The sequence below is a fragment of the Pseudomonas sp. B35(2017) genome (assembly GCF_002113645.1).
Taxonomy (GTDB): domain Bacteria; phylum Pseudomonadota; class Gammaproteobacteria; order Pseudomonadales; family Pseudomonadaceae; genus Aquipseudomonas; species Aquipseudomonas ekonensis.
On record NZ_NEIZ01000004.1, the window covers coordinates 326164 to 352293 of the forward strand.

Consider the following 26130-nt stretch of genomic DNA (forward strand, 5'->3'; position numbering starts at 1 on the left):
AGCCCGGAATTCCGGGCCTGGATCCGCAAAAAAGGACTTTGAATGCACGCTCCCTCCTGCCGCCCTTCCCGCGGCGTGCGCACGTTTGCCGTTTCCCTGCTACTGGCCGGCGTTACCGGACTTCTCAGCGACAGCCTTCTGGCGCAGCCTGCGCAGGGCGAAGAGTCGGCCCAGGGCGAAACCCTCAGCCCCGAAGCCAGCCCGCCGAAAAAAGGCGCCTACCTGTCGGACTGGTACAACCAGAACCTGACCCTGATCGGCAGCAAGGACATCAGCTTCGGCCCGCGCCCGGCCGACGACATCTACCTGGAATACGAGTACTTCGGCCGCAAGGGCCCGTTCGAGCTGTACGGCTACATCGACATCCCGAAGATCTTCAACATCGGCAACAGCCACGACAAAGGCGTGTGGGATCACGGCTCGCCGGTGTTCATGGAGCACGAACCGCGCATCTCCATCGACTATCTGGCCGGCCGCAGCCTGGCCATCGGCCCGTTCAAGGAGTGGTACGTGGCCTTCGACTGGATCTACGACCACGGCAGCAACAGCGCCAACCGCGCCAACACGCTCTACAGCGGCCTGGGCACCGACATCGACACCCATTCGCGGGTCAACCTGTCGGCCAACCTGTACGGCCGCTACCAGTGGGAGAACTACGGCGCCAGCAACGAGTACTCGTGGGACGGCTACCGTGCGCAGCTCAAGTACATCGTGCCCATCGACCGCTTCAGCAACGGCGCGTCGCTGACCTACATCGGCTTCACCAACTTCGACTTCGGCTCGGACCTGCACAAGGACAACCCCGCCCGCACCGCCAACGCCACGGTGGCGACCAACGTGCTGCTGTACTCGTTCACCCACCTGCGCTTCACCTTGGTGGGCCGTTACTTCCACAACGGCGGCAACTGGGAGGACGGCAGCGAGCTGAACTTCGGCGACGGCGACTTCCGTGCACGCTCAAACGGCTGGGGCTACTACGCCGGCATCGGTTACCAGTTCTGATCACAGGAGGTTTTCATGAAGGCAATGACGCGTGTTTCCCTGGCCGCTGCGGCCCTGCTCTCTTCCACCGCCTGGGCGGCGACTGCGCCTGCCCAGCCCGAGCCGCTGCGGCCCAAGGTGGTGCTGATCACCATGTTCGCCCCCGAGGCGCAGCACTGGATCGACCGCCTGCACCTGACCCAGGAAGTCCGCGTGCCGGGGCTGTCGGCCGAGTACCCGACGGTGCGCTGCAATGCCCGGCAGGTGTGCCTGATGGTCACCGGCATGGGCCAGACCAACGCCGCCGCCTCGACCCTGGCCTTGGCGCTGTCGCCGCAGTTCGACCTGCGCAAGAGCTACTTCCTGATCGCCGGGATCGCCGGCATCAGCCCCAAGCACGGCACCCTCGGCACCGCCGCGTGGGCGCACTACCTGGTGGAGTTCGGCACCCAGTGGGAGCTGGACGCCCGTGACGCGCCCAAGGACTGGCCGACCGGCTACCTGGGCATCAACACCCGCGGCCCGAACGAAAAGCCGCCGCTGGACTACAAGACCGAAGTGTTCGAGCTCAACCCGAGGCTCCAGGCCAAGGCCTTTGCCCTGAGCCGCCACGTCGCGCTCAGCGAAAGCAAAGAGTCGGCGGCCTGGCGCCTGAAGTACCCGCAGGCCCCGGCCAACCAGCCGCCGACGGTGACGCAATGCGACACGCTGGCGGGCAACACGTGGTTCTCCGGCACTCGCCTGAGCGAGCGGGCCGAGGTCTGGACGCGGTTGCTGACCGACGGCAAGGGCGAATACTGCACCACCCAGCAGGAGGACAACTCCACCTACGAGGCCCTGCTGCGCGCCAGCCGCGAAGGCCGGGTGGACGTGCAGCGCCTGGCGGTGGTGCGGGCCGGCTCGGACTTCGACCGCCCCGCCCCGGGCGGCAGCGAAGTGGACAACCTGCTCAAGTACGCCGATCAGGGCGGTTTCGCGCCGGCCCTGGAAAACCTCTACCGCACGGGCAATCCGTTGGTGCAGGACATCCTCGAACACTGGCCGGTATGGGAAAAGGGCGTGCCGGACGCTTGATCGCCGGGCAAGAAAAAACCCGCACCTTTGGCAAGGTGCGGGTTCGTTCGTTTCAGCGTCGGATCAACGCTCCAGCAGGATCCGCAGCATGCGGCGCAGCGGCTCGGCCGCGCCCCACAGCAGCTGGTCGCCGACGGTGAACGCGCCGACGAACTGCGAACCCATGTTCAGCTTGCGCAGACGGCCGACCGGGATGTTCAGGGTGCCGGTGACCTTGGTCGGGCTCAGCTCCTGCATGCTGATGTCGCGGTTGTTCGGCACCAGCTTGACCCAAGGGTTGTGCTGGCTGATCAGCCCTTCGATGTCGGCGATCGGCACGTCCTTGTTCAGCTTGATGGTCAACGCCTGGCTGTGGCAGCGCATGGCGCCGATGCGCACGCAGATGCCGTCGACCGGGATCGGGCTCTTGAAGCGGCCCAGGATCTTGTTGGTCTCGGCCTGGGCCTTCCACTCTTCGCGGCTCTGGCCGTTCGGCAGTTCCTTGTCGATCCAAGGGATCAGGCTGCCGGCCAGCGGCACGCCGAAGTTCTCGGTCGGGTAGGCTTCGCTGCGCATGGTTTCGGCCACGCGGCGGTCGATGTCCAGGATCGCGCTGGCCGGGTCGGCCAGTTGGTCGGCCACGGCGGCGTGGGTCGCGCCCATCTGCTTGATCAGCTCACGCATGTTCTGCGCGCCGGCGCCGGACGCCGCCTGATAGGTCATGGCGCTCATCCACTCCACCAGGCCGGCCTCGAACAGGCCGCCCAGGCCCATCAGCATCAGGCTGACGGTGCAGTTGCCGCCGATGTAGTTCTTGGTGCCCGCGTCGAGCTGCTGGTCGATGACCTTGCGGTTGACCGGGTCGAGGATGATCACCGCGTCGTCGTTCATCCGCAGGCTGGACGCCGCGTCGATCCAGTAGCCCTGCCAGCCGGCTTCGCGCAGCTTGGGGAAGACTTCGTTGGTGTAGTCGCCGCCCTGGCAGGTCAGGATCACGTCGAGGGTCTTGAGCTCTTCAATGCTGTAAGCGTCCTTGAGCGGAGCAATGTCCTTGCCCACGGACGGGCCTTGGCCACCGACATTGGAAGTGGTGAAAAACACCGGCTCGATAAGATCGAAATCCTGCTCTTCCAGCATCCGCTGCATGAGCACGGAACCGACCATGCCGCGCCAACCGATCAGACCTACACGTTTCATCGCAACTACACCTTCTTGAAAAGTGGGCCGCTGCTTCGCATTGAATTTCGCAGCGGGCCCGAGAGATTACAGATTCCGCAGCGCGGCGACTACTGCGTCACCCATTTCCTGCGTACCGACTTTAGTGCAACCGGTCGAAAAGATGTCGCCGGTGCGCAGGCCCTGGTCCAGGACCACGCTGACGGCCTTCTCGATCGCATCGGCCGCGTCCTGCAGATTGAAGCTGTAACGCAGCATCATCGACACCGACAGGATGGTCGCCAGCGGGTTGGCGATGCCCTTGCCCGCGATGTCCGGCGCCGAACCGTGGCAAGGCTCGTACATGCCCTTGTTGTTGGCGTCCAGCGAGGCCGACGGCAGCATGCCGATGGAGCCGGTGAGCATCGACGCTTCGTCGGACAGGATGTCGCCGAACATGTTGTCGGTGACGATCACGTCGAACTGCTTCGGTGCGCGCACCAGTTGCATGGCGGCGTTGTCGACGTACATGTGGCTCAGCTCGACGTCCGGGTAGTCCTTGGCCACCTGCTCGACCACTTCGCGCCACAGCTGGCTGGAGGCCAGGACGTTGGCCTTGTCCACCGAGCACAGTTTCTTGCCGCGCACGCGGGCCATGTCGAAGCCGACGCGGGCGATGCGGCGGATCTCGCTTTCGCTGTACGGCAGGGTGTCGTAGGACTGACGCTCGCCGTTCTCCAGTTCACGGGTGCCACGCGGAGCGCCGAAGTAGATGCCGCCGGTCAGCTCGCGGACGATCAGGATGTCCAGGCCGGCGACGATCTCAGGCTTCAGGCTCGACGCGTCGGCCAGTTGCGGGTAGAGGATCGCCGGGCGCAGGTTGCCGAACAGGCCCAGTTGCGCGCGGATCTTCAGCAGGCCGCGCTCAGGGCGGATGTCACGCTCGATGGTGTCCCACTTCGGGCCGCCCACGGCGCCCAGCAGCACCGCGTCGGCGGCACGGGCGCGCTCCAGGGTCTCGTCGGCCAGCGGCACGCCGTGCTTGTCGATGGCGGCGCCGCCGATCACGTCGTGGCTCAGCTCGAAGCCCAGGCCGTACTTGTCGTTGGCCAGTTCCAGCACCTTGACCGCCTCGGCCATGATTTCCGGACCGATGCCGTCACCCGGGAGAATCAGAATCTGCTTGCTCATGCTTTCCTCATGTCTTCAGTCGGTGCGCCGCTGACCGGCGCGCCCGGAAAAATGTATTCAGCGTTCGGCCATCAGCACCAGTACATCTGTACTGAACGAACCGTCGGCCTCAATCTCAAAATATTCGCGCACTTCGTCGCCCATCGAGCGCTGCAGCTCGCGGATCGCGGCGCGCATCACCTCAGGGGTGCGCATGCGCTCGACCCAGCTGTTGTATTCCAGACGCAGGCGCTGACGGACGGTGCTGCGGGTGTGCAGACCGGCCTCGCTGACCTGGCGCAGCCACTCGCCGGCCGAATAGTCGCGCACATGGCTGGTGTCGCGCAGCACTTCGACGCTTTGCAGGTACGTGTCGAACAGCGGACTGCCGGGCGACAGCACATCGATGAACGCCGCCACGCCACCGGGCTTGAGCACCCGCCGGACTTCGCGCAGGGCCAGCCCGAGGTCGCTCCAATGGTGCGCCGAATAGCGGCTGAACACGAAATCGAATTCGCCGTCGGCGAACGGCAGGCGCTCGGCGGCGCCGTTCACCGTGACGATGTTGCCCAGGCCCCGGTCGACGGCGGCGGCCGCGACCACGTCGAGCATCTGCTGCGACAGGTCGTAGGCCACCACTTCTTTGGCCAGGGCGGCGACGTGAAAGCTCACATGGCCCGCGCCGCAGCCCAGATCCAGCACCCGCGCCCCGCCCTGCCCGGCCAGTTCGGCCTGCAGCAGCGCGAACTCGGCGCCTTGGGCGTGAACGGCGCTGCTCAGGTAAGCGGCGGCCTGTTCACCGAACTGCTTCTGTACGACCTGGGTGTGCTGGGCGGTGGTGCTCATGGTGGACTTCCTTTTTGGGTGAGCCTTGTGTTGTCTTCTGGGCCCCATCGCGAGCAGGCTCGCTCCTACAGGGGAACGCGGTTCAATGTAGGAGCGAGCCTGCTCGCGATGGCGTCATCCGCCCTGTTCGAAATCAGGCGTCGCGGAACAACCACGGCTGGCTCTTGCGATGCGCCGCTTCGAACGAGGCGATGGCGTCTCCGTCCTGCAGGGTCAGGCCGATGTCGTCCAGACCGTTGAGCAGGCAATGCTTGCGGAACGCGTCGATCTCGAAGCGGTGCACCTTGCCGTCCGGACGGGTCACGGTCTGCGCCTGCAGGTCGATCTTCAGCTGGTAGCCCGGTTCGGCCTCGACTTGCTTGAACAGCTCATCGACCTCTTCCTCGCTCAGGATGATCGGCAGCAAGCCGTTCTTGAAGCTGTTGTTGAAGAAGATGTCGGCGTAGCTCGGCGCGATGATGCTGCGGAAACCGTACTCGTCCAGCGCCCATGGCGCGTGCTCGCGGCTGGAGCCGCAGCCGAAGTTCTCCCGGGCCAACAGCACGCTGGCGCCCTGGTAGCGCTCGGCGTTGAGCACGAAGTCCTTGTTCAGCGGCCGCTTGGAGTTGTCCTGGTACGGCTGGCCCACGTCGAGGTAGCGCCATTCGTCGAACAGGTTCGGGCCGAAGCCGGTGCGCTTGATCGACTTGAGGAATTGCTTGGGGATGATCTGGTCGGTGTCGACGTTGGCACGGTCCAGCGGCGCGACGAGTCCCTGGTGTTGAGTGAAAGCCTTCATGGTTACTGTGCTCCCTGGATCAATTCACGAACGTCGATGAAACGACCGTTCACCGCCGCCGCAGCGGCCATGGCCGGGCTGACGAGGTGGGTGCGGCCACCGGCGCCCTGACGGCCTTCGAAGTTGCGGTTGGAGGTCGAAGCGCAGTGCTCGCCGGACTCCAGCCGGTCCGGGTTCATCGCCAGGCACATCGAGCAGCCCGGCTCGCGCCATTCGAAACCGGCCTCCAGGAAGATCTTGTCCAGGCCTTCGGCTTCGGCCTGGGCCTTCACCAGGCCCGAGCCCGGCACCACGATGGCCTGCTTGATGGTCGAGGCCACCTTGCGGCCCTTGGCGATCTCGGCCGCCGCGCGCAGGTCTTCGATCCGCGAGTTGGTGCAGGAACCGATGAACACGCGGTCGAGCTGGATGTCGGTGATCGCCTGGTTGGCGGTCAAGCCCATGTATTTCAAGGCGCGGACGATGGAGTCGCGCTTGACAGGATCCGCTTCCTTGGCCGGGTCCGGCACGTTCTGGTCAACGGCCAGCACCATTTCCGGCGATGTGCCCCAGCTGACCTGCGGCTTGATCTGCGCGGCGTCGAGCTCGACCACGGTGTCGAAACGGGCGTCGGCGTCGGACACCAGGTCCTTCCACGCCTCGACAGCCTGCTCCCACTGCGCGCCCTTGGGCGCGAACGGGCGGCCCTTGACGTATTCGACGGTCTTTTCGTCCGCCGCCACCAGGCCCACGCGGGCGCCGGCTTCGATGGACATGTTGCAGATGGTCATGCGGCCTTCGATGGACAGGTCGCGGATGGCGCTGCCGGCGAACTCGATGGCGTGGCCGTTGCCGCCGGCGGTGCCGATCTTGCCGATCACGGCCAGGACGATGTCCTTGGCGGTCACGCCGAACGGCAATCGGCCGTCGACGCGCACCAGCATGTTCTTCATTTTCTTGGCGACCAGGCACTGGGTGGCGAGCACATGCTCGACCTCGGAGGTGCCGATGCCGTGGGCCAGCGCGCCGAACGCGCCGTGGGTGGAGGTGTGGGAGTCGCCGCAGACCACGGTCATGCCCGGCAAGGTCGCGCCCTGCTCGGGGCTGATCACATGCACGATGCCCTGACGCACGTCATTCATCTTGAATTCGACGATGCCATATTCGTCGCAGTTGTCGTCGAGGGTCTGGACCTGCAGGCGCGAGACCTGGTCGGCGATGGCGGCGATGCCGCCCTTGCGCTCCGGCGTGGTCGGTACGTTGTGGTCCGGGGTCGCGATGTTGGCATCGATGCGCCACGGCTTGCGCCCGGCCAGACGCAGGCCTTCGAAGGCTTGCGGCGAGGTCACTTCATGGATGATGTGACGGTCGATGTAGATCAGCGCCGAACCATCGTCGCGCTGCTTGACCAAATGCGAATCCCAGAGCTTGTCGTAGAGCGTTTTGCCGGCCATCAGACGGTTTCCTCATCAGCTTGTTTCTATGCCCTGGGCTTATCGATAACCCTTTGGCTTGTGAGGCCGATCCTATGGCGTTAGATTGAATAACTCAAATTCATATTTTTTATGCTTTGAATAACCAACTGGAATACGAAAATGGACCTGGCCAACCTCAACGCCTTTATCGCGATCGCCGAGACCGGCAGCTTCTCCGGCGCCGGGGAACGCCTGCACCTGACGCAACCGGCGGTCAGCAAACGCATCGCCGGCCTTGAACAGCAATTGAAGGTGCGCCTGTTCGACCGGCTGGGCCGCGAAGTCGGCCTGACCGAGGCCGGCCGGGCCCTGCTGCCGCGGGCCTACCAGATCCTCAATGTGCTGGACGACACCCGCCGGGCCCTGACTAACCTGACCGGCGAGGTCGGCGGCCGCCTGACCCTGGCCACCAGTCACCACATCGGCCTGCACCGCCTGCCGCCGCTGCTGCGCGAATTCACCCGCCGCTACCCGCAGGTCGCGCTGGACATTCAGTTCCTGGATTCGGAAGTGGCCTACGAGGAAATCCTCCACGGCCGGGCCGAACTGGCAGTCATCACCCTGGCGCCGGAGCCCCACGCGCTGGTCAAGGCCACGCCGGTGTGGGACGACCCCCTGGATTTCGTGGTCGCCCCGGAGCATTCGCTGCTCGGCAACGGCGCCGTCAACCTGGCGGACATCGCCGGCCATCCGGCGGTGTTCCCCGGCGGCAACACCTTCACCCACCACATCGTGCAGAAGCTGTTCGAGGCCCAGGGCCTGACGCCGAACATCGCCATGAGCACCAACTACCTGGAAACCATCAAGATGATGGTCTCCATCGGCCTGGCCTGGAGCGTGCTGCCGCGCACCATGCTCGACGATCAGGTGGCGCGCATACCTTTGCCGGGCATACAGCTCAGTCGCCAGCTAGGCTATATCCTGCACACCGAACGGACGCTGTCGAACGCCGCGCGGGCCTTCATGGCCCTGCTGGATGCACAAATCGATCTGCCAGGGACTCACGGCTAACTTGTGCTACTCCTATAGAGCCGCCTTTCCCTGTGCCTAACGCCCAAATCAGCTCAAGGCCCGTCAACAATGCCGAAATCTGTCGACCGTATTCCGCCAATGCCACGCATTCAGGCCATTGACCCGCGGCGTTCCGAGCAGAGCTGGGAAAGCGCGCCGCAGCTGTTGGCGGCGCTCAACGGCGCGCGGCTGGGCGCCTGGTACTGGGACATCGAGCGCGGCAAGATCAGCTGGTCGCGCGGCACCCAGGCGCTGTTCGGCTTCGATCCGCGACAACCGCTGCCCGAAGACCTGGAATACCTCGACCTGCTGCCGCCGGAGGACCGGGCCAAGACCGTCCGCGCCTTCCACGCCGTGATCGCCGGCGCGCCGCTGGAACAGGCCATGCACCACCGCATCCGCTGGCCCGACGGCAGCCTGCACTGGCTGGAGATCAACGGCAGCCTGCTGCCGGACAAGCACGGCCGGCCCCGAATGATCGGGGTGATCCGCGAAATCACCCACCAGCGCCAGCGGGAACAGGCCCTCACCAGTTCCGAGAAACGTTTCGCCACACTGTTTCACCTGTGCCCCAACATGGTGCTGCTGACCCGCCAGGAAGACGGCCTGATCAGCGAGGCCAACCAGTATTTCGAAAGCCTGTTCGGCTGGCCGGTGCAGGACGCCATCGGCCGCACCACCCTGGAACTGGGCCTGTGGGTGCACCCGGAGCAGCGGGCGGAGCTGGTCAAGGCCACCAAGGCCAAGGGCGAGCTGGTCAGCCGCGAGGTGCAGTTCCGCGCCAGCAACGGCCAGATCCACGACGGCATCCTCAGCGCGCAGAAGGTCGAGCTCGAAGGCCAGCCGTACCTGCTCAGCACCTTCCTCGACACCACCGAACGCAAAGCCGCCGAGCACGCCCTCAAGGACAGCCAGGAACGCCTGGACCTGGCCCTGGACTCCGCGCAGCTGGGCACCTGGGACTGGGACATCCCCACCGGCATGCTCTACGGCTCCGCCCGGGCGGCGCAACTGCACGGCCTGGAGCCCAAGCCTTTCCACGAATCGTTCGAGGAGTTCTTCGAAGGCGTGCCCGGCGAAGAGCGCGACAGCATGCGCGACGCCTACCGCAGCCTGCGCGAAGGCCCGGCCGGCAATTACCAGCTGACCTACCGCGTGCAGTTGCCCGACGGCAGCTCCCGCTACCTGGAAAGCCGCGCCCGCCTCTACCGCGACGAGAACGGCGTGCCCCTGCGCATGGCCGGCACCCTGCTGGACATCACCGACCAGGTCGAACGGGAACAGCGCCTGGTGGCGTCCGAGGAGAAATTCGCCACGCTGTTCCAGGTCAGCCCCGACCCGATCTGCGTGACCCGCCAGGAAACCGGGGAATTCATCGAGATCAACTCCAGCTTCAGCCAGACCTTCGGCTGGAGCGCCGCCGACGTGATCGGCCGCACCGCCGAGGACATCGGCCTGTGGGACGCCTCGGCGAAAAGCCTGCAACGCATCGAGCGGGTGATCCGCGAGCAGGGCCTGAGCAACGTGGCGATCATCGTCCAGCACAAGGACGGCCAGTCCCTGACCTGCGTGATCTCCAGCCGCCAGATCAGCGTCGGCAACCAGCCCTGCATCGTCACCACCCTGCGCGACATCACCCAGCAGCAGCGCTCTGAAGCGGCGCTCAAGGCCAGCGAAGAGAAATTCGCCAAGGCGTTCCACTCCAGCCCCGACGCCATCACCATCAGCGAGCGCGACACCGGGCGCTACCTGGAGGTCAACGACGGCTTCTGCCGCCTCACCGGCTACCGCGCCGACGAAGTGATCGGCAAGACCATGTACCAGGTGGGCATCTGGGCCGAAGAGAAACAGCGCTCGGCCCTGTTGGCCGAACTGCAGATCAAGGGCCGCGTGCACCACCAGGAAATGCTCGGGCGCAACAAGCGCGGCGAACTGCTGACGGTGGAGGTCTCGGTGGAGCCGATCACCCTCAACGAAACCGCCTGCCTGCTGCTGACCGCCCGGGACGTCAGCCTGCTCAAGAACGCCGAGGCGCAGATCCGCCACCTGGCCTACCACGACCCGCTGACCAACCTGCCCAACCGCGCGCTGCTGATGGATCGCCTGAGCCAGCAGATCGCCCTGCTCAAGCGCCACAACCTGCGCGGCGCGCTGCTGTTCCTGGACCTTGACCACTTCAAGCACATCAACGATTCCCTCGGGCACCCGGTCGGCGACACGGTGCTCAAGATCATCACCGCACGCCTGGAGGCCAGCGTGCGCATGGAAGACACTGTCGCGCGCCTGGGCGGCGACGAGTTCGTGGTGCTGCTCAGCGGCCTGGAAGGCACGCGCAACGAAGTCAGCAGCCAGGTGCGGGAGCTGTCCGACACCATCCGCGAGCTGCTGTCGGAGCCCATGTTCCTCGACGGCCAGCGCCTGCAAGTGACGCCGAGCATCGGCGTGGCGCTGATCCCCGACCACGGCTCGACCCCGACCGACCTGCTCAAGCGTGCCGACATCGCGCTGTACCGGGCCAAGGACTCCGGCCGCAACACCACGCAGATGTACCACAACACCATGCAGAAGGCGGCCAGCGAGCGCCAGCGCATGGAAACCGACCTGCGCCTGGCGCTGTCGCGCAACGAATTCACCATGCACTACCAGCCGCAGATCGACGCCAAGGACAACCGCATCATCGGCGCCGAGGCCCTGGTGCGCTGGAACCACCCGGAGCTCGGCGCGCAGTCCCCCGCCGAATTCATCAAGGTGCTGGAGGACAGCGGGCTGATCCTTGAGGTCGGCACCTGGATCCTCGACGAGGCCTGCGACGCCTTCAAGCAACTGATCGCCGAAAACCTGATCGACCCGCTCAATTTCACCCTGTGCGTGAACATCAGCCCGCGCCAGTTCCGCCAGAACGACTTCGTCGAACGCATCGAACAGAGCATGACCGGCCACGGCCTGCCCTGCTCGCTGCTGAAGCTGGAGATCACCGAAGGCATCGTGATCCAGAACCTGGAAGACACCATCAGCAAGATGCGCCGCCTCAAGAAGCTCGGCGTGACCTTCGCCATGGACGACTTCGGCACCGGCTATTCGTCCCTGACCTACCTCAAGCGCCTGCCGGTGGACACGCTGAAGATCGACCAGTCGTTCATCCGCGACGCCACCAGCGACCCCAACGACGCCGAGATCATCCGCGCCATCGTCGCCATGGCCCGCAGCCTGGCGCTGGAGATCATCGCCGAGGGCGTCGAGACCCCGGAACAGCTGGAGTTCCTGCAAGGCTTGGGTTGCCACCTGTATCAGGGTTACCTGTACAGCCGGCCGTTGCCGCTGGAGGCGCTGAAGACGTTGCTCAAGTGAGGCCCGGCGGCGTTTTGTAACCGCCTGCGTCTGCGCCGGGCCGGCATTTGCCAGTGCCTGCCGCAACCTGTAGGGTCGCGGTCTTTCACCCGGCTCCAACGAGATCGATCATGCAGGATGCAACCCTCCCCCGCCCGGCCATGCTGGGCATTGACCTTGGCACCACCAACAGCCTCATCGCCGTCTGGCAGGACGGCCAGGCCAAGCTGATCCCCAATGCCCTGGGCGATGTGCTGACCCCGTCGGTGGTCAGCCTCGACGAGGACGACAGCGTCCTGGTGGGCAAGGCCGCCCGCGCCCGCCTGACCACCCATCCGCAGCGCACGGCGGCGGCCTTCAAGCGCTTCATGGGCAGCGAAAAGCGCCTCGAATTGGGCGACCGCTCGTTCAGCCCCGAGGAGCTCTCGGCCCTGGTGATCGGCGCGCTCAAGCAGGACGCCGAAGCCTGGCTCGGCCATCCCGTTGACGAAGCGGTGATTTCGGTGCCGGCGTACTTCAGCGACGAACAACGCAAACGCACGCTGTTTGCCGCCGAACTGGCCGGCCTGAAAGTGTCGCGGTTGATCAACGAACCCACCGCCGCCGCCATGGCCTACGGCCTGCATGAGCAGGCGTTCGAGCGCACGCTGATCTTCGACCTGGGCGGCGGCACGTTCGACGTGACGGTGCTGGAATACGCGCTGCCGCTGATCGAAGTCCACGCCTCCACCGGCGACAACTTCCTGGGCGGCGAAGACTTCACCGAAGCGTTGCGGCAGGCCTGCCTCAAGGACTGGCAACTCACGCCGGCGCAGATCGACGCCCAGGCCATGGCCAGCCTCGGCGACGCCCTGGAACAGCTCAAGCGCAAACTCGCCGACGGCCCGCAGTCACTGAGCTGGCGCCACGGCGACACACCGTACGAATGGACGCTGGACGAAGCCGGCGCGCTGAAAATCTGGGAGCCGCTGCTGGCCCGCTTGCGCGCCCCCATCGAACAGGCCCTGCGCGACGCCCGCCTCAAGCCCCGCGACCTCGACAGCCTGGTGCTGGTGGGCGGCGCGACGCGCATGCCGTCGGTGCAGCAGATGGTGGCGACGCTGTTCGGCCGCCTGCCCCACCGCCACCTGGACCCGGACACCATCGTCGCCCTGGGCGCCGCCACGCAGGCGGCCTGCAAGGCCCGCGACGGCGCCATCGAAGAGCTGATCCTGACCGACGTCTGCCCCTACACGTTAGGCATCTCCACCCGCCGCAGTGACGAAATCACCGGCGCCTTCGCGCCGATCATCGAGCGCAACACGGTGATCCCGACGTCCCGGGTGCAGAGGTTCCACACCACCCATGCGTATCAGAGCGCGATCCGCATCGAGGTGTACCAAGGGGAACGGCCATGGGTGCGCGACAACATTTTCATCGACACCTTCGATGTGGAACTGGCACCCAGCGAACAGAGCCAGGAACTGGATGTGCGCTTCAGCTACGACATCAACGGCCTGCTGGAAGTGGACGTGACCCTGCTCGCCACCGGCGAGCGCCACAGCCACAGCATCGACCGCAGCCCCACCGGGCTCGACGAACAGGCCAGACAGGCCAGCCATGAACGGTTGACCGCCCTCAAGACTCACCCCCGCGACACGCTGCCCAACCGGACGCTGCTGGCCCGCCTGGAGCGGGCCTGGGCGCAAAGCCTGGGGGACGAGCGCCAACGGATCGCCGATTGGCTGGACGCCTTCACCACCGTGCTCGCCGGCCAGCGACCGTCAGAGATCGCCAGCCAGCGCAACCGGCTCAACCAAGCGCTGGATCAGTTGTGCCTCTGACCGCCCAGCTGCCGTAACGCGGCCTGCAGACCGCCGGCCAGTGCGTCGTCACCCGCGCTGTCCGGCGCAACGCCGTAACGGTTGGGCAACTTGTCGCCGGGGAAGGCAAACAGGATCAGCGGCAGAAACGGAAAGAACGGCGACAGGCAGGCGAGCACCAGCAATGTCGGAATGCCACGCCCGATGTCGTGCAGGCGCCGGAGCACGGCGCCGACCAGAAAGGCCAGGCCCAGCAGCGACACGACGATCCCGGTCAGCGCCACACCGCTGAACAGCGCGGCCAACGGCGTGACCAGCAGCGTACCGATCACCTGCCCGATGAACGCCCCACGCCCCAACCGGGTACCCAACCGCCAGAAGGCGCCGGCGGGCACCGGACGGCTGTCGGCCTTGGCCAGCAGCAGGCATTCGCACCGGGACAGCAACGCACTGAAGGCAAACCGCAGGCCGAGCCCGAGCGCCGGGTTGTCCTTGGCCTGTTGCAGGCGCAGCAGGGTTTTCTGGCGCGGCACGCCCGCGCCGCCGTATCGCACCAATCCCTTGAGCGCATCGAGCGCCAGATAGAACGCGTCGCTGGCGACCCCTTCGTCTTCCAGCGCCTGACGTGGCGGACGCGGCGGCTCGCCCTTGATCAGGCCGTGGCGGAATTCGTCGAACCAGTCCTGGGGGTTCACCACTTCGGTGATCCTGTCGAGCAGGAACCGGCGCTGCTGCGCATCGAACAACGGGTCGTGGTACAGCACGGCGGTGAGCAGCATGCGCCCGAGCAAGTCATCGTCGAAAGCATGGATGTCACTGCGCAGGCATTCGAGCAAACGGTCGTTGCCCAGCAACCGGGGGCTGCCCAGCGCCTGCCGGACACCCAGCAACCGCCGGGCGAGCGCGGCGTGCACCGGATCCGACGGCTGCAGCCAGGCGAACAGCGCGCTCAGGTCGCCGTGCTCGCGCTTCAGGCGGCTCAGCAACGGCTGCACCCGGCTGACCGGGTGGGCGGGGTCGAACGCCAGGCGGTCCAGGCACGGCGCATCGACCATGCCCAGCCAACGCTCCGGCTGCTCCAGCAGCGCCAACAGGAACGCCGTTTGGGCGTGCCACTGCCACACGGCCTCGCCCTGCCCCGACGCCGGCAACAGGACATCGCTCTCGCTCAGTTCCAGCAACAGGCTCAAGGTCGACAGATCGCCGTCGGCCTTCGGGTCATTGAACTTGAACGCCTGGGCGATGCACTCCAGGCCGACGCGGCTGTACGGACGCCAACGCCGCAGCCACACCCGGCAGATCTTGTGCGCTTCGCCTTTTTCGAGCGCGGCCGGCAACGGGCCGGGCGCCCCGCTCCCATCGACGAAGCGTTCCATCGCCAACGGCACGGGCGCCCGGGTCAGCCAGCGCACGTGCTGTTCGGCCTGATGCTGCAACCCGTTCAGCACCAGCCCTTCAAGGGCATCGATGGGTTCCGGTTCATCCAGCACCTGGCGCAGCAACGCAACGTCACCCCGGTGCAGCGCCCAGGCGTGCCGGTACAGGCGTTGCAGCCGGGCGTCGTCTTGATGGCCGAGCAACAGCGCCAGCAGCGGCCACTCATCGCCGCCCGTGCGCCAGTCGACGAAGCACTGGGCCAACCCTTGCAGCGGCAGCCGACCCGCGCCCATCCAGCGCGCCAGGGTTTCGGGGCGTTGGGACGGGCTGCCGTATTCCTGGCTGACGTGACCGAGGTCGGCCGACCATGCGCTGAAATCCCCCAGCCGGTCAAAGCCCTGGATCAACAGCGGCAAGACATCCGGCTGGCGCTTGGCGCACAGCGCCAGCAACTGGCTCTCCGCCTTGGGATGACGATGTTCCCGCCACAGCCGCACCCAATGGGGCAGCGCCTGATCGTCCTGCCCCAGCAGGGTGTGCTGGCAGGCGAGCAGATACAGCCCGTCCACGTCATCCGGCGCTTCGCGCCAGTGTTCGAGGCACATCTGCAGCAAATCCGCGCCGCCGATGCCCGCCTGGGTGAACTGCACCAGCAGGCGCCGGATGAACCCAGGGTCGTTGGGCAGCGGCAGGCAGGTGTGCAGACGGGCGAAATACTCGAACTCATGGAGCGGACGCTGGTTGAAAATGAAGTCGAGGGTGCGCGCGTACCAGAGGCTTTCGATCTGCGCGGGCGCCGACCAGGTGTCCATGACTGTGGTATCGAACGGCGCGGGATCGTCGAGCCGCGCCAGGTAATCCTCGACGTCCCGGGCATGATCGAAGCCCAGCTCCAGCAAATGCCGGTCCCAGGCCATGCGCCGGGCCAACAGTCCTGCGCCGGAGGCGGAGAACGGACCGTTTTCCCTCAGCTTGCGGAACAGGCCCCAACGCAGGTCGTCCAGTTCGCCCAGCGGCAACCGGTCCAGGCTTTGGACAAAGGCTTGCCAGGCATCGGCGTTGAAGCGTCGGGCCGGATCCTTGAGCAACCCGTCGAAGTCGATGAACACCTGCCGTACGAGTGACGAATCCGGCGTCGTGTCCGGTGTCGTGTCCTCGACATCTTCCGGCCCATCGTCGCGGGCCAGCCGGATCGCGCTTTCGTAGGCCTGGCGCAGGGCCTGGAAACCCTCCGGATCGGTTTCCGGATGATGGGCCGGCAGGCGTGCCCGGTACGCATTGCGAATCAGCGTTTCATCGGTGGTGGGATCGATGCCCAAACGTATCCAGCAACTCATGACCAGTCGAATGCCTCAAGCGATGCCGGGCGTGGCGGCAAGTCCAGATCCAGGTGCCAGGGCAAATCCGCGAGGAAGACCGGCATGTTTTGCCCCAGGCCCTTGGCGATCAATGCGGTATTGGCGTTCTGCCCCTGCCGGTCCAGCTCGTGGGCCAGTTCATCGTCAGGGTTGTCGAGGCAGCCCCAGAACGAGCGCCCGACCATGAAACCGTTGAAATAGGCCAACCAGCTGCCGTAGTGAAACTGCGCCCGCACCGCCAGCCGACTGTGCAGCCAGAGGCTCTCGGCCTCGTCGATCCAGAGGTTGCGCACGCCGCAGCGCAGCAGGAAGCCCATGCGCCCGTAATCCCAGGACAGGATCCCGCCCGGCCCGCAACTGCCGAACGTGCGGCTGGCGAACTCGTGAAGAATGCGTTCACGGGGCTCAAGGGTGTCGAGCAGCGCCTGCCATTCGCTCGGCAGGCAACGTTGCCAGGCACGGTAGGCCGGGGCGAGATGCCGCGCATGGCCGCCGTCGGTCATGCCATCGAGCATGTCCAGCAATTGTGCGCGGTCGTTGATCCTCCAACTGCGTTGCAGGTCGATGTATTGATCGTCGCAGAACGCGGGATCCGCGTACCCGGCACCGGGGTTGAGTGCCGCCATCGGCGCAGAAAGGGCGAACAGCCAGCGCTGTTGAATCTCGTCCATGAAAAGAGGCTCCAGACCGACCGTAAGGAATGGGGTCGGCAAAACTGCGCGGATTGTAGAGAAACCGCCGGGAGGCGGCAAAGCATGCGCAGATCTTTCGTGCGCATGCAAAAAGGCCCCGACAGTGTCGGGGCCTTCATCGCACGGCTTATCGTCCGTCTGGACGAATGTGTGTCAGCACATGAATCAGTGCTGCAGGGCCGGCTTCTGCGCGCCGTTGATCGGGATGCGCTTGGCTTTCGCCTCTTCCGGGATCACGCGCAGCAGGTCGATGCTCAGCAGACCGTTGCTCAGGCCGGCGGCCTTGATCTCGATGTGGTCGGCCAACCGGAACGACAGCTTGAACGCACGCTGGGCGATGCCCTGGTGCAGGAAGGTGACGCCTTCGTTGGCGTCACGCTTGCCGCCGCTGATGGTCAGCACGCCCTTCTCGACCTGCAGGTCCAGGTCTTCTTCCTGGAAGCCGGCGGCGGCCACGACGATGCGGTATTGGTCGTCACCGTGCTTTTCGACGTTGTAGGGCGGGTAGGTGCTGCCGGGCTCGTTGCGCAGGGCGGTTTCGAACAGGTCGTTGAAACGGTCGAAACCCACCGAGGAACGGAACAGCGGGGCAAGGGAAAATGCAGTACTCATGGTTCAAATCTCCTGAAAACAATCAGCAAGTTTTTTGACTCCGCGACCCGAATTCGGCATCGCGTAACCCTTAGATAGGGACCGCCGTTTGCATTTCAAGAGAACTTGCGAAGATTTTTTCAGGCCGCCTCGGCCACCGGCAGACCCAGCAGGCGCGAGACCTGGTCCACGTCGGTCTCGCGGCGCAGGACGGAAAACAGCTCCACCGCCTCGGGGTAATTGCGCGTGAGCATGGCCAGCCACTGCTTGAGCCGGCCCGGCGACTGGCGGGGCGTCATCTGCGCCTTGGCCTGCAGCCAGAAGTCCTGGATCAGCGGCATCAGCTCGGCCCAGGTCATCTCGACGACCTCCTCACCAGCCCGGGCGGCGGCGATCTGCTTGGCCAGGTCCGGGCGCGAGACCAGGCCGCGGCCGAGCATGATGTCTTCCACGCCGCTGATTTCGCGGCAACGGCGCCAGTCCTCGACGCTCCAGATGTCGCCGTTGGCGAACACCGGCACCTTGACCACGTCCTGCACGCGGGGGATCCACTCCCAGTGGGCCGGCGGCTTGTAGCCGTCGGTCTTGGTGCGGGCGTGGACGACGATGTGTTCGGCGCCGCCTTCGGCCAGCGCCGTGGCGCACACCAGCGAACCGTCCGGGCTGTCGAAGCCCAGGCGCATCTTGGCGGTGACCGGAATGTGCGCCGGCACCGCGCGGCGGACATGCTCGACGATCTGGTTGAGCAGTTCCGGCTCCTTGAGCAGCACCGCCCCGCCCCGGGACTTGTTGACGGTCTTGGCCGGGCAGCCGAAGTTGAGGTCGATCACCTCCGAGCCCAGCTCACAGGCCAGCGCGGCGTTTTCCGCCAGGCACACCGGGTCGGAACCCAGCAGCTGGACGCGCAGCGGCACACCGGCCGCGGTGCGCGCGCCGTTGAGCAGTTCAGGGCCGAACTTGTGGAAATAGGCCGGTGTGAGCAGTTGGTCGTTGACCCGGATGAACTCGGTCACGCACCAGTCGATACCGCCGACACGGGTCAACACATCGCGCAGGATGTCGTCGACCAACCCTTCCATCGGCGCCAGGGCAATTTGCATGGAAAAACACACTCAAGGAAAAACGTGCGGCAGTTTACTGGATTATCGAAGGGTTCTGCAGGTGCGGGAGCACGCTCGCTCCCGCAAAGCATCAGCTTTGCAGGCTTTCCGACGCCTGGATCGCCGGGCCGTAGCCTTCGATGAACTCCGCCGGCATGCGCTTGGGCCGACCGGTGGACAGTTCGATGCAGGCGAACGTGGTGCGGGCCCGCAGCAGCGTGGTGTTGTCGCTGGGGCGGATCAACTGGAACTGCCGGGTCATCCTCAGGCGCTGGTCCCAATCGACGATCCAGGTCGCCAATTGCAGTTCGTCGCCTTCGTAGGCGGCGGCCAGGTAATCGATCTCATGCCGCACCACCGCCATCGCCCGATCCAGGCGCCGGTACTCGACCAGATCCAGCCCCAGCCGCTGCGAGTGGCGCCAGGCGCAACGTTCGAGCCAGGTCACGTACACCGCGTTGTTTGCGTGCCCCAGCCCGTCGATGTCCTCGGCGCCCACTTGCAGATCAATCGTAAACGGCGTTGCCCGATCCCAGCCCATGCCCCTCTCCTGGTCAGATGTGTTCGACCGGGGCAGTGTAACGGATGCCTAGGCCGATTGCCGCGCCTGAAGGCTGCGCCCGGCCAGCAGTGATAGCACCCCATCAATCACCCGGGGGTCGGCCAGCACGCGCTGATGGCCGCCGTCCGTAAGGCGCAACAGGCGGCTGTCGAACCAGGCTTCGTGGATCAGCTGCGATTCCTTGACCGGGACAAACGTGTCGTCCTCGGCATGGACGATCAGGCCCGGCATGTCCAGTTGATAGTGGGCGACATCGAGGGTGGCGGCGCGCATGCCGACGTCCCGCTCGACCTGACGGATGAACGCCGAGCGGGCCCTGGGCGGCATGCCGACGTAACGGGCGAAGCCGCGCAGCACCCCCAGGATCCGCGCCGGGGCGGCGATGCTCACCAGCGTCTCGGTGCGCAGGCCCAACTGCACCGCGAGCATGGCGCTGGCGCCGCCCATCGAGTGGCCGATGACGGCCTGCAGCGGCGGCAGTTCGGCGGCGGCTTCGAGCATGGCCCGGGCGAACAGCACGACGTTAGCTTCACGCCCCGGCGAACGGCCGTGGGCCGGGCCGTCCAGCGCGACCACCGTGTAGCCGGCATCGACCAGCGCGTTGATCAATGACGCGAACTGAGTCGGCCGCCCTTCCCAACCGTGCATCAGCAGCACGGTCGGGCCTTGGCCCCAGCGCAAGGCCGACAGGCCGAAGCGCAGCGTGATCCGTTCGGACTTCGCCAGCAGCGGCAATTCCCAGTCCCGCGGCGGATGTTCCCGTGGCGTCATGAACGCCAGACGCATTTTGTTCGCCACCAGTTTCGGTGCGAACCAGCCCAAGGTGCCGTTAACGCCGCGAACCCACTTCAACGCGTTCATCGCTCTCTCCTCAGGCCTGTCGCCTTCAGGTCAACGCACCGCCGACTTGGCGGCGCGCAGCAATCGATCGGATAAGTCCCCCGGCCCCAAGGCCCTCGCCAGCGCGAGGCCGCCGACCATCAGGGCCATGTCGGCCAAGGCCTTGTCGGTGTCTTCAGGGCTTGAGGCCAACTGCGCCACCATCAACTCCATGTGTTCGTTCAGTGCGATCCGGAAAGCCTCCGGCAACCGTCCCAACTCGCCGATGGAGGCCGGGATCGGGCACGCTGCCTCGCTGGAATCGCGGTGCTTGCGCGACAGATAGAAGGCGGCGACCAGGGCGCGGCGTTCTTCGCCGGTCAACTCGGCGTCCATGTCGTCGATCAGGTCACGGCGCCGCCCCAGCAGTTGCTTGAACGCTTCGAGCATCATGGCGTCCTTGCTTTCGAAGTGGGCGTAGAAGCCACCGACGGTCAGGCCGGCCGCGCCCATCACTTCACCCACGCTCGGTTCCGCCGGGCCGCGCTGGATCAGTGCGGCGCTGGCAGCCTTGAGGATGCGTTCGCGGGTTTGAGCTTTCTTGTCGTTCATCGTCGCCTCCGAATATTACGATTAGAATATTATTCTCATAATAATATTCTGCAAGTCACAGATATGACCGCTGGTCTGAAGCACAGTGTAAGGAAAAAGGAGAAATGGCCAAACGCCAGACAAACAAAAGGGCCATTCAATGATTGAATGACCCTTAAAAATCCCGCAAGGCGGGTAATCGTGGCGTCCCCTAGGGGACTCGAACCCCTGTTACCGCCGTGAAAGGGCGGTGTCCTAGGCCACTAGACGAAGGGGACGCAAACCCTTCTACAACTGATCAGTGCTGAGTGCTGATCGCTTCAAGGCCGGAGTGGCCAGACCTTGAAGTGTAAATTGGTGGAGCTAGACGGGATCGAACCGTCGACCTCTTGCATGCCATGCAAGCGCTCTCCCAGCTGAGCTATAGCCCCAGATTTTTCGCCTCGCGGCGGAGCGGCATCTTGCGACATCGCTTCTGTGAAACTGGCGTCCCCTAGGGGACTCGAACCCCTGTTACCGCCGTGAAAGGGCGGTGTCCTAGGCCACTAGACGAAGGGGACGCAAACCCTTCTGTACATCTGATCAACGCTGAGTGTTGATCGCTTCAAGGCCCAATTGGCCAGACCTTGAAGTGTAAATTTGGTGGAGCTAGACGGGATCGAACCGTCGACCTCTTGCATGCCATGCAAGCGCTCTCCCAGCTGAGCTATAGCCCCTCAATGTCGCTTCGTTGTTGCTTCGTCGTTGAGGACGGGGCGAATCTTAAGGGCGTATCGGAAGCCTGTCAAACTTATTTTTCAAAAATTTTAAAATTTTTTGTCGGCATAACAATCACTTACCGCCCTCCCCCCGAAAATACGGGGGGAAACCGCCGCAGGGCAGGATCAAAAGATCGCAACCCCCGGCGGCTCCACCGAACGCCAACCGCGATTAAGCGATGGCGCCCAGCAGTTTTTCCCACTCTTTGTTTTCTTTCTTCGAGACACCGCCCAGCAAATCAATGGCTTGGCGCAACCGGAAGCGGGTCAGGTCCGGCCCGAGGATTTCCATCGCATCGAGCACCGACACCGAACTGGCCTGGCCGGTGATCGCCGCGAACATCAGCGGCATCGCGTCACGCAGCTTCAGCTCAAGGGATTCGACCACCGCCTGGATCGTCGCGGTGATGGTGTCCTTCTCCCACTGACGCAGGCTTTCCAGCTTCCAAAGGATCAGTTGCATCAGTTGCCGGACCTGGTCGCCCGACAGCTTCTTGGATTCGAACAGCTTGGCATCCGGACTCACGCCGCCGGCAAAGAAGAACCCGGCCAGCGGTGCGACCTGGCTGAAGGTTTCGACGCGGCCCTGGACGTGCGGCGCGATCTTCATCATGTAGTCGGCATTGAATGCCCATTTCTGGATGCGCGCGGCGAACTCTTCCACCGGCAGGTCGCGCAGCCATTGGCCGTTGAGCCACGACAGCTTCTCGATGTCGAAGATCGGCCCGCCCAGCGATACGCGCGACAGGTCGAAGTTGTCGACCATCTCCTGCAGCGAGAACTTCTCGCGCTCGTCCGGCATCGACCAGCCCATGCGGCCCAAGTAGTTGAGCATCGCCTCAGGCATGAAGCCCATGCGCTCGTAGAAGGTCACCGAGGTCGGGTTCTTGCGCTTGGACAGCTTGCTCTTGTCCGGGTTGCGCAGCAGCGGCATGTAGCACAGGGTCGGCTTTTCCCAACCGAAGTATTCGTACAGCAGGATCAGTTTCGGCGCCGACGGCAGCCACTCTTCGCCGCGCAGCACGTGGGTGATGCCCATCAGGTGATCGTCGACCACGTTGGCCAGGAAGTACGTCGGCAGGCCGTCGGTCTTCATCAGCACTTGCATGTCCATGCGGTCCCACGGGATCTCGACATCGCCGCGCAGCATGTCCGGCACCACGCAGACGCCTTCGGTCGGCACCTTCATGCGGATCACGTGAGGCTCGCCGGCGGCCAGGCGACGCGCGACCTCTTCCTTGGACAGCAGCAGCGCACGGCCGTCGTAGCGCGGGGTTTCGCCGCGGGCCATCTGCTCGGCGCGCATCTGGTCCAGCTCCTCGGCGGTGCAGAAGCACGGGAACGCGTGGCCCATGTCGACCAGTTGCTGGCAGTACTGCTTATAGATGTCGCCGCGCTCGCTCTGCCGGTACGGGCCGTGCGGGCCGCCGACGTCCGGGCCTTCGCTCCAGTCAATGCCGAGCCAGCGCAGGGCGTCGAAGATCTGCTGTTCGGACTCGCGGGTCGAACGCAACTGGTCGGTGTCTTCGATCCGCAGGATGAACTCACCGCCGTGCTGCTTGGCGAAGCAGTAGTTGAACAGTGCGATGTAGGCAGTGCCGACGTGGGGATCCCCGGTAGGCGATGGCGCGATGCGAGTGCGGACGGTGGTCATGGCATGTCTCGAAAAGAATGAAAAGCAAAGAACAATCAAGCGGCGAATGGTAACAGGCGACACCCGCCCCGCTCCAGCAGGCAGGGCATTTAAGCCAAGGTTGCGCCTATAACGCCTTTTGCCCCGCCTGAATGACCGCCTATCAGCCGATGGCATTTACCGCTTGTCGGCTATCTGCCAGATTCGACCCCTGATAATTTTCCTTACAATTCCTCGACTACAGTTTGCCCATGCCTGCCCAACTCAAGCGTCGCCTGTCCCTGTTCCTGCTGCTGGTCCTGCTGATCGCCGGCGGACTGTTCGCCCACTGGTTCTTCAAGGGGCGCTTCTACGAGAGCACCGACAACGCCTACGTGCAGGGCGAAATCACGCGCATCTCCAGTCAGTTGAGCGCGCGTGTCGACGAAGTCCTGGTGCAGGACAACCAGCACGTGGAAAAGGGCCAACTGCTGGTGCGCCTCGAAGGCGACGATTTCCGCCTGGCGGTGGACCGCGCCAATGCCGCCCTCGCCACCCGCGAAGCCGAACGCCAGCAGGCCCAGAGCAAGCTGACCCAGCAATCCAGCCTGATCGCCGCCAGCGAAGCGCAGGTCGCCACCACTGAAGCCACCCTGGGCCGCTCGCAGATCGACCTGAACCGCGCCCAGGCCCTGCGCAAGCCAGGCTTCATTTCCGAGGAACGGGTGACCACCCTCTCCGCCGACGCCCACATCGCCCGCTCGCAAGTGGCCAAGGCCCAGGCTGATGCCCAGAGCCAGCGCCAGCAGGTCAACGCGCTGACGGCGGAGGTCAAGCGCCTCGACGCCCAGATCGCCAACGCCCGGGCCGACCTGGCCCAGGCCCAGCTGAACCTCACCCGCAGCGAAATCCACGCCCCGATCAGCGGGCTGATCGGCCAGCGCGCCGCACGCAACGGCCAGGTCGTCCAGGCCGGCGCCTACCTGCTGTCGATCGTGCCGGACGAGGACATCTGGGTGCAGGCCAACTTCAAGGAAACCCAGATCGGTCGCATGCAGCCGGGCCAGAAGGCCGAGCTGACGTTCGACGCCTACAGCGACACGCCCATCGAGGCGCGGGTCGACAGCCTGTTCGCCGCCTCCGGCGCGCAGTTCAGCCTGTTGCCGCCGGACAACGCCACCGGCAACTTCACCAAGGTCGTGCAACGGATTCCGGTGAAGCTGACGTTCAAGGCCGACAATCCGCTGCGCGGCAAGATCCGGCCGGGCATGTCGGTCACCGCCACCGTGAACATCAAAGACGCCCCGGACAATGGCCGGTGACCCGCTGATCCGCCCGGTCGGCGAACCGACCCGGCGGGACTGGATCGCGGTGATGAGCGTGATGCTGGGCGCGTTCATGGCCGTGCTCGACATCCAGATCACCAACTCTTCGCTCAAGGACATCCAGGGCGCGCTGTCGGCGACCCTGGAGGAAGGCTCGTGGATCTCCACCTCCTATCTGGTGGCGGAAATCATCATGATTCCGCTGACCGCCTGGCTGGTGCAGCTGCTCTCGGCGCGGCGGCTGGCGGTGTGGGTGTCGCTGGGCTTTCTGGTGTCGTCGCTGCTGTGCTCGATGGCCTGGAGCCTGGAGAGCATGATCGTGTTCCGGGCCATGCAGGGCTTCACCGGCGGCGCGCTGATCCCGCTGGCGTTCACCCTGACCCTGATCAAGCTCCCCGAGCACCACCGCGCCAAGGGCATGGCGATGTTCGCCATGACGGCCACGTTCGCCCCGTCCATCGGGCCGAGCCTGGGCGGCTGGCTCACGGAGAACTGGGGGTGGGAGTACATCTTCTACATCAACATCCCGCCGGGGCTGATCATGATCGCCGGGCTGATGTACGGGCTGGAGAAGAAGGAAGCGCATTGGGAGCTGCTCAAAAGCACCGACTACGCCGGCATCCTCACCCTCGGCGTCGGCCTCGGCTGCCTGCAGGTGTTCCTGGAGGAAGGCCACCGCAAGGACTGGCTGGAATCGAGCCTGATCGTCACCCTCGGCAGCATCGCCCTGCTGAGCCTGATCACCTTCGTGATCGTGCAAGTCTCCAAGCCCCATCCGCTGATCAACCTGGGCATCCTGCGCAACCGCAACTTTGGCCTGTCTAGCATTTCCAGCCTCGGCATGGGCGTCGGGCTGTACGGCTCGATCTACCTGCTGCCGCTGTACCTGGCGCAGATCCAGAACTACAACGCCCTGCAGATCGGCAATGTGATCATGTGGATGGGCGTGCCGCAGCTGTTCCTGATTCCGCTGGTGCCGAAGCTGATGAAGTTCGTCTCGCCGAAATGGCTGTGCACCCTCGGCTTCGGCCTGTTCGGGTTCGCGAGCTTTTCGTCCGGCGTGCTCAACCCGGATTTCGCCGGGCCGCAGTTCAACCAGATCCAGATCATCCGCGCCCTCGGCCAGCCGTTGATCATGGTCACCATCTCGCTGATCGCCACGGCCTACATCCTGCCGCAGGATGCGGGGTCGGCGTCGAGCCTGTTCAACATCCTGCGCAACCTCGGCGGCGCCATCGGCATCGCCCTGCTCGCCACCCTGCTCGATGCGCGCACCAAGACCTATTTCGATTACCTGCGCGAATCCATCGTGCCCACCAACCCGCAGGTGGCCGAGCGGCTGGCGTCGATGGCCGACCGGTTCGGCAGCGATACGGCGGCGCTGGGCAAACTGAATGAGATCGCCCACCAACAGGCCTTGATCATGGCCTACAACGATGCGTTCCATTTTGTCGGGATTGCGTTGGGGATCAGCATGCTGGCGATCCTGCTGACCAAGAAACTGCCGGCGGGGCTGAAGGCCGGAGAGGCGCACTAGCCAACATCCTTCCCTGTGGGAGCCAGCCTGCTGGCAATGGCGGTGGATCAGGCAACAGCGATATCGGCAGTGCCGGCCTCATCGCTTGCAGGCAAGCTCCTACACGGTTTGGGTTCAACCCCGCATCTGAGAACGACTTGGAACCTGTGGGAGCCAGCCTGCTGGCGATGGCGGTGGATCAGGCAACAGAGATGCCAGCAGTGCCGGCCTCATCGCCGGCAAGCCAGTTCC

At 65.0% G+C, this 26130-nt stretch carries 20 protein-coding genes and 4 tRNA genes; 7 read left to right on the forward strand and 17 right to left on the reverse strand.

The window, feature by feature from the left end; translation table 11 throughout:
* Window positions 1-42 precede the first annotated feature (42 nt).
* Together CAG41_RS10500 and CAG41_RS10505 are read left to right on the forward strand one after the other, a co-directional pair.
* The gene (locus CAG41_RS10500; protein ID WP_085706966.1) at window positions 43-1002 is read left to right on the forward strand and encodes a nucleoside-specific channel-forming protein Tsx; all 960 of its coding nucleotides are present in this window, start codon (window positions 43-45) and stop codon (window positions 1000-1002) included.
* 15 nt (window positions 1003-1017) lie between these two features.
* The gene (locus CAG41_RS10505) at window positions 1018-2055 is read left to right on the forward strand and encodes a purine nucleoside permease (protein WP_085579559.1); all 1038 of its coding nucleotides are present in this window, start codon (window positions 1018-1020) and stop codon (window positions 2053-2055) included.
* A 63-nt stretch (window positions 2056-2118) separates the two neighbouring features.
* Here CAG41_RS10505 and asd read toward each other — a convergent pair whose 3' ends face one another.
* The 5 genes from asd to leuC form a co-directional block, all read right to left on the reverse strand.
* Window positions 2119-3231 carry an aspartate-semialdehyde dehydrogenase gene (gene asd, locus CAG41_RS10510; protein ID WP_085579557.1) on the reverse strand — a complete coding sequence of 371 codons (1113 nt, stop codon included), beginning with the start codon at window positions 3229-3231 and terminating at the stop codon, window positions 2119-2121.
* Window positions 3232-3297: 66 nt separating this feature from the next.
* Window positions 3298-4380: a 3-isopropylmalate dehydrogenase gene (gene leuB / locus CAG41_RS10515; RefSeq protein ID WP_085579555.1), complete on the reverse strand. Its 1083-nt coding sequence runs from the start codon at window positions 4378-4380 to the stop codon at window positions 3298-3300.
* A 57-nt stretch (window positions 4381-4437) separates the two neighbouring features.
* The gene (locus CAG41_RS10520) at window positions 4438-5205 is read right to left on the reverse strand and encodes a class I SAM-dependent methyltransferase (protein WP_085706967.1); all 768 of its coding nucleotides are present in this window, start codon (window positions 5203-5205) and stop codon (window positions 4438-4440) included.
* A gap of 133 nt (window positions 5206-5338) precedes the next feature.
* A complete protein-coding gene (gene leuD / locus CAG41_RS10525; RefSeq protein WP_085579551.1) occupies window positions 5339-5983 on the reverse strand; it encodes a 3-isopropylmalate dehydratase small subunit in 645 nt (214 codons plus the stop codon).
* Window positions 5984-5985: 2 nt separating this feature from the next.
* Window positions 5986-7416, reverse strand: coding sequence for a 3-isopropylmalate dehydratase large subunit (leuC, locus tag CAG41_RS10530; protein WP_085630661.1), 1431 nt, complete (start codon window positions 7414-7416; stop codon window positions 5986-5988).
* A gap of 141 nt (window positions 7417-7557) precedes the next feature.
* Between leuC and CAG41_RS10535 the strand changes: the two genes are divergently transcribed.
* The 3 genes from CAG41_RS10535 (at window position 7558) to CAG41_RS10545 (ending at window position 13598) form a co-directional block, all read left to right on the forward strand.
* Entirely contained in the window at window positions 7558-8448 is an 891-nt protein-coding gene (locus CAG41_RS10535) for a LysR family transcriptional regulator (protein WP_085579547.1), read from the forward strand.
* 69 nt (window positions 8449-8517) lie between these two features.
* Entirely contained in the window at window positions 8518-11796 is a 3279-nt protein-coding gene (locus tag CAG41_RS10540) for a PAS domain S-box protein (protein ID WP_085637783.1), read from the forward strand.
* A 110-nt stretch (window positions 11797-11906) separates the two neighbouring features.
* Window positions 11907-13598: a molecular chaperone HscC gene (locus tag CAG41_RS10545; RefSeq protein WP_085706968.1), complete on the forward strand. Its 1692-nt coding sequence runs from the start codon at window positions 11907-11909 to the stop codon at window positions 13596-13598.
* On the opposite strand, the gene CAG41_RS10550 is transcribed toward CAG41_RS10545, so the two are convergent.
* From CAG41_RS10550 to gltX, 12 genes are all read right to left on the reverse strand, one after another.
* The gene (locus CAG41_RS10550; RefSeq protein WP_085706969.1) at window positions 13583-16291 is read right to left on the reverse strand and encodes a DUF805 domain-containing protein; all 2709 of its coding nucleotides are present in this window, start codon (window positions 16289-16291) and stop codon (window positions 13583-13585) included. The two genes, CAG41_RS10545 and CAG41_RS10550, sit on opposite strands and share 16 nt — an antisense overlap.
* Window positions 16288-16983: a DUF1266 domain-containing protein gene (locus CAG41_RS10555; RefSeq protein ID WP_085579539.1), complete on the reverse strand. Its 696-nt coding sequence runs from the start codon at window positions 16981-16983 to the stop codon at window positions 16288-16290. Before CAG41_RS10555 ends, CAG41_RS10550 begins: the two co-directional genes overlap by 4 nt.
* A gap of 186 nt (window positions 16984-17169) precedes the next feature.
* Window positions 17170-17616, reverse strand: coding sequence for an Hsp20 family protein (locus CAG41_RS10560; RefSeq protein WP_085579537.1), 447 nt, complete (start codon window positions 17614-17616; stop codon window positions 17170-17172).
* A gap of 119 nt (window positions 17617-17735) precedes the next feature.
* On the reverse strand, window positions 17736-18695 hold the full coding sequence (locus CAG41_RS10565; protein WP_085579535.1) for a tRNA-dihydrouridine synthase: 960 nt from the start codon (window positions 18693-18695) through the stop codon (window positions 17736-17738).
* 91 nt (window positions 18696-18786) lie between these two features.
* The gene (locus CAG41_RS10570; RefSeq protein WP_085579533.1) at window positions 18787-19236 is read right to left on the reverse strand and encodes a thioesterase family protein; all 450 of its coding nucleotides are present in this window, start codon (window positions 19234-19236) and stop codon (window positions 18787-18789) included.
* A 48-nt stretch (window positions 19237-19284) separates the two neighbouring features.
* Window positions 19285-20118 (reverse strand): alpha/beta fold hydrolase, encoded by an 834-nt coding sequence (locus CAG41_RS10575; RefSeq protein ID WP_085630671.1) that lies wholly within the window; start codon window positions 20116-20118, stop codon window positions 19285-19287.
* Window positions 20119-20148: 30 nt separating this feature from the next.
* Window positions 20149-20688, reverse strand: coding sequence for a TetR/AcrR family transcriptional regulator (locus CAG41_RS10580; RefSeq protein WP_085579529.1), 540 nt, complete (start codon window positions 20686-20688; stop codon window positions 20149-20151).
* Window positions 20689-20869: 181 nt separating this feature from the next.
* Window positions 20870-20945: transfer RNA gene (locus tag CAG41_RS10585), tRNA-Glu, on the reverse strand.
* Between the two features lie 77 nt (window positions 20946-21022).
* Window positions 21023-21098 (reverse strand) — tRNA-Ala (locus CAG41_RS10590).
* 53 nt (window positions 21099-21151) lie between these two features.
* Window positions 21152-21227: transfer RNA gene (locus CAG41_RS10595), tRNA-Glu, on the reverse strand.
* Window positions 21228-21307: 80 nt separating this feature from the next.
* A tRNA-Ala gene (locus CAG41_RS10600) sits at window positions 21308-21383 on the reverse strand.
* A 214-nt stretch (window positions 21384-21597) separates the two neighbouring features.
* Entirely contained in the window at window positions 21598-23079 is a 1482-nt protein-coding gene (gene gltX, locus CAG41_RS10605; protein WP_085584319.1) for a glutamate--tRNA ligase, read from the reverse strand.
* Window positions 23080-23309: 230 nt separating this feature from the next.
* On the opposite strand from gltX, the gene CAG41_RS10610 reads away from it, so the two are divergent.
* Both CAG41_RS10610 and CAG41_RS10615 read left to right on the forward strand, forming a co-directional pair.
* On the forward strand, window positions 23310-24359 hold the full coding sequence (locus tag CAG41_RS10610; protein ID WP_085584321.1) for an HlyD family secretion protein: 1050 nt from the start codon (window positions 23310-23312) through the stop codon (window positions 24357-24359).
* A 49-nt stretch (window positions 24360-24408) separates the two neighbouring features.
* Window positions 24409-25899: an MDR family MFS transporter gene (locus CAG41_RS10615; RefSeq protein ID WP_170929998.1), complete on the forward strand. Its 1491-nt coding sequence runs from the start codon at window positions 24409-24411 to the stop codon at window positions 25897-25899.
* Window positions 25900-26130 lie beyond the last annotated feature (231 nt).